The organism is Endozoicomonas arenosclerae (genome assembly GCF_001562015.1).
GTDB classification, from domain to species: domain Bacteria; phylum Pseudomonadota; class Gammaproteobacteria; order Pseudomonadales; family Endozoicomonadaceae; genus Endozoicomonas_A; species Endozoicomonas_A arenosclerae.
This window is the reverse complement of record NZ_LASA01000018.1, coordinates 1-4,418: the sequence shown is the minus strand read 5'-3', so window position 1 is coordinate 4,418 and position 4,418 is coordinate 1. Positions and strand designations below refer to the sequence as shown.

Annotated in this window: 2 protein-coding genes; both read left to right on the top strand. The window is 48.9% G+C overall.

Annotated features, from left to right (window positions below; genetic code table 11):
- The coding region (locus tag WG89_RS01835; protein ID WP_153301368.1) for an autotransporter outer membrane beta-barrel domain-containing protein at window positions 1–427 on the top strand (427 nt) is incomplete at its 5' end.
- 242 nt (window positions 428–669) lie between these two features.
- Window positions 670–4,418, top strand: a 3,749-nt coding sequence (locus WG89_RS01830) for an autotransporter domain-containing protein (protein WP_153301367.1), incomplete at its 3' end; no start/stop codon positions are given.

The following is a 4,418-nucleotide window of genomic DNA, read 5'->3' as shown; positions in this document are numbered from 1 at the left end:
CAACATGGACCATGTTGCTACGGGTCTGGTCCTGACACCTAACGTTGAAGTGCTCTACATCAACAGTTCTGTGGATAGCTTCAAGGAAAAAGGTCAGGGAGATATGGCACTGAAAGTAGCCAGCCAGAACCGGACGCATATGATTACCCGTACCGGTCTGCAAATGTCCTACCTGATTCCGGATACCGAACTGCCCAGAGAGTTCAGACTCGGTGTCGGCTACCAGAAGAGCATGCTGGATGACTCCCCTATCAAGGCAGGTTATGTCGATCAGGGCAGCATGCAGCAGCTGAAAACCGGTAGCTACGGTAAAGACGCCATCTACTACAACGCCGGTTACTCGATGATTCTGGAAAACAATCAGAATCTCCATATCGACTACTTCGGTTCTACCGCAAGAGCAGTCAGAGCCACGCACTGGCATTGACTTATGAAATGAAATTCTAACCTTAACGGTTGCTCCCGGGGTCATGCGGTTCGCCGTATGGCCCTTTTTACGCCAGCACTTTGTCAGCATCTCTTACCCCCCTGTTAGGATCAAAAAAGTCTTATAAATCATTAAGATAAGATCAATCATTGAGATAAGGACATTGCACAGTAATGCTACAGGCGAAACTTCGCATTTAAACACCAGTCTTACTTTCCAGTATCAATCAAGGGAGCAAGACAATGAAGGACCTTAACTCGGCAGAACGAACTTTCAATAAAACCCTCTTGGCGTTAGCCATAACAAGCTGTATTACCGTGGGCGCTATAAATGCCCAGGAAGACAACGATGAATACATACCAGAAGGGTTTACACCTGAGGAAATTCAGGAGTACTACGGAGAACGGAGAGAGGCCCTCAACCTTCTGGGTATCAAAGAAGATTTCCCTTCTGCAAAAGTCATTAAAAAAGCCTTTCGTGATTTCTCACTCAAAAATCACCCGGACAAACACCCGGAAGATAAAGAAAAATATCATGTGTTGATGCAGCAGGCCGGTGATGCCAAAGAAGGCTTGCTGGATCCACATATCGATGAAAAAAGAAGGCAGCAGATCGAAAAAACGCTTCGCATCATGAAAAACAACCCTCAGGGTGGAAGCTACTGGGAAGGAGTTTCAGAAACAGAAATGGATTTCTTCTATGAAGAAAATGACGAATCTCCTGCTCCACAAGATGCTTACGATGTTAGAACTGCTGTAGTTGTCAGCAATGCCACTGCTACAGTACCAACAACAGAACCTGTTACTCTTATTGGCTCTGAGACATATATGAAAGAGATGAGAGCGGCTGCTCTTGATTCCTTATATATCGAGAACCCACATCCCAGCAAAGATGAAATTTTGCAGGCTTTTGAACGTTTACCTCAAAAAACCAAAGCCAAGGAAAGCGCCAGAGACTACTTGCTGAATCCAGACAATAAGCCGTCTGAAGCAACACCTACCAAGACGTCCTCTCAGCCAACGATTGAAGTGACCACCACTCAGACCACAACCACTGTGCCCACGGTCACACCAACAGAAAGCACCAAGCCAACAGGCAGCAGTCAGTCATACAGCAGTCGTTTATACACCAGCATTTTTGGTAACACATCGATGCCTGAAGATGTCGATAGAATCACTGAAACTGTGACACCCACGGCTACTGAAACTGTTTCAAAAACAACTGAAGCACCTACCAAGACTTCTTCTCAGCAGACGAGTGAAGCGACTTCCACTCAGAGCACAACAACTGAGCCCACTGTCACTCCAACAGCTACCACCAAGTCAACGAGCAACAGTCAGTCCTACACCAGTCGTTTATACACCAGTATTTTTGGCAACACATCCATGCCTGAAGATGTCGATAGAACCACTGAAACTGTGACACCCACGGCTACTGAAAGTGTTTCAAAAACAACTGAAGCACCCACCACGACTTCCTCTCAGGAGACTAGTGAAGCGACCTCCACTCAGAGCACAACAACTGAGCCTACTGTCACTCCAACAGCTACTACCAAGCCAACGAGCAGCAGTCAGTCCTACACCAGTCGTTTATACACCAGCATTTTTGGCAACACATCCATGCCTGAAGATGTCCCAGCNTCAACAACCCCTGAAACACCTACCGYGACTGAAAGTGTTTCAAAAACAACTGAAGCATCTACCACGACTTCTTCTCAGGAGAGTAGTAAAGCGACTTCCACTCAGAGCACAACGACTGAGCCCACTGTCACTCCAACAGCTACCACCAAGCCAACGAGCAGCAGTCAGTCCTACACCAGTCGTTTATACACCAGTATTTTTGGCAACACATCCATGCCTGAAGATGCCGGGAGAACCTCTGAAACTGTGACACCGACGGCTACTGAAAGTGTTTCAAAAACAACTGAAGCACCCACCAGTACCACAACCTTTGGTCCAAAGACTGAATCAGAAACGCTGGCTGAGACAACACCCACCAAGACGTCCTCTCAGCCAACTATTGAAGTGACTCCCACTCAGACCACAACGACTGAGCCCACAGTCACTCCAACAGAAAGCACCAAGCCAACAGGCAACAGTCAGTCATACAGCAGTCGTTTATACACCAGTATTTTTGGCAGCACATCGATGCCTGAAGATGCCCAGAGAACCACTGAAACTGTGACACCCACGGCTACTGAAAGCGTTTCAAAAACAACTGAAGCATCCACCCCTTCAGTGACGGTTTCCAATACTGAAGCTGTGACAAACAGTTCAACAACTGCGACTCCAACACCGACTCCAACAGTCAGCGTTGAAAGTACTGTAACGACGCCCTCTGTAACACCTACACCGACGCCTCAGACCCCACCAACGGTTTATGGACCAAAGACTGAAGCCGAGACTCAGGTTGAGAAGGACTCAAACCTCACAAAACCGGTTATTGCGCCCAAGAGCGAGCCCTCTTATTTTTCCAGGGTTTACGCCAGTCTGTTCGGCCAAACCTCTACCCCTGAAGACAAAGAGATTCAGGACGACAAGGCCGCTCAAGCCAAAGCTGAAAAAGCAGCTAAACAGGCTGAATTCGAGCGTCTGTCCAAAAACAACCCTCAGGGCGGCAGCTATCAGGAAGGTCTTGAGCATACTTATCAAGGAAAGCCATTGCCTCAGGAAGAAGAGCCTGAAGCTACCCGTGATGAGAACACTTCACCAGTGGATGGCAAAGAAACCGCTGACAAGCTGAAAGCTAATAACCCTCAGGGTGGCAGCTATCACGTCGGTGTTGATCATAAATACCTTGGAGAGCCCCTGGAGAACTACACCGTTTATGGACCTGAGCTGGAGCCCAGGCGCAAAGCGGCTCTGGAATTGCTGGGCCTGACTGAGAACTCATCACCCAGTGAAGAAGAGGTCAAAAAGGCCTTCCGTGAGTACGCCAAAACTCATCACCCCGACAAGTGTGATGATAAGCAGGCCTGTACTGAAGCGTTCTACAAAGCGACTGAAGCTAAAAACTATCTTCTGGGTATAGCCGCTGACGATGAAGAAACGGTTTACACGGGTGAACCTGTTGCACAGATAGCTGGACCTGACACGACCAAGGAAGATGAAGAAGCTGCAGCCAGAGCCAAGGCTGAAGCAGAAGAAGCCGAGCGCAAACGTCAGGAAGAAGAGAAGCAGCGTCAGGAGCAGGAAAGACTGCGCCGTGAAATCGAACAGGCCACCGTGATCAACGATACCAGCAAAGTCGGCAAGCAAGTTAAGTCCATGTACGCAGCCGGTATGGCTCAAGCAGTGACGGTTCAGTCCACTGCCGCTATGTCTCATCACGGTATTGCTATGAACAGTTTCCATAATACCCATATGCTGGCCAGCGCCCATCTGGAAGATTTGAGTACCGGTGAAATGTTGGCCTCTACTGGTGAGCAGACCCTCAACAGGCAGTTGATTCAGGAAGGCGGTCTCTACAGCTACGGCCAGATCTACGGTTTCAAGATGGATCAGGGCAAGGTGGACAACCTGGCCGGGTTCGACGCCAACGGTTACGGTCTGGAAGTCGGTGTCTTCAAACAGTTCACCAGCGAATGGACCTTCGGTCTCATGATTGGCATGCAGAAGATGAGTTCCAGCTTCAAGGACTCTCAGGGCAGTATGAAGGCCAGCAACCTTCGCATCGGTCCTTTTGCTTCCTGGAACAAGGATCAGTGGCACTTCAACACTGCTCTGACCTACGGCATGACCGACATGAACAGCAAGCGTCGTGACCCACTCTTTAATCAGGAATACAAAGCCAGCCCCTCAGCGAAGGAATGGACGGCTTACGCTTCCCTGGGTTATGACATCAACATGGACCATGTTGCTACGGGTCTGGTCCTGACACCTAACGTTGAAGTGCTCTACATCAACAGTTCTGTGGATAGCTTCAAGGAAAAAGGTCAGGGAGATATGGCACTGAAAGTAGCCAGCCAGAACCGGACGCATATGATTACCCG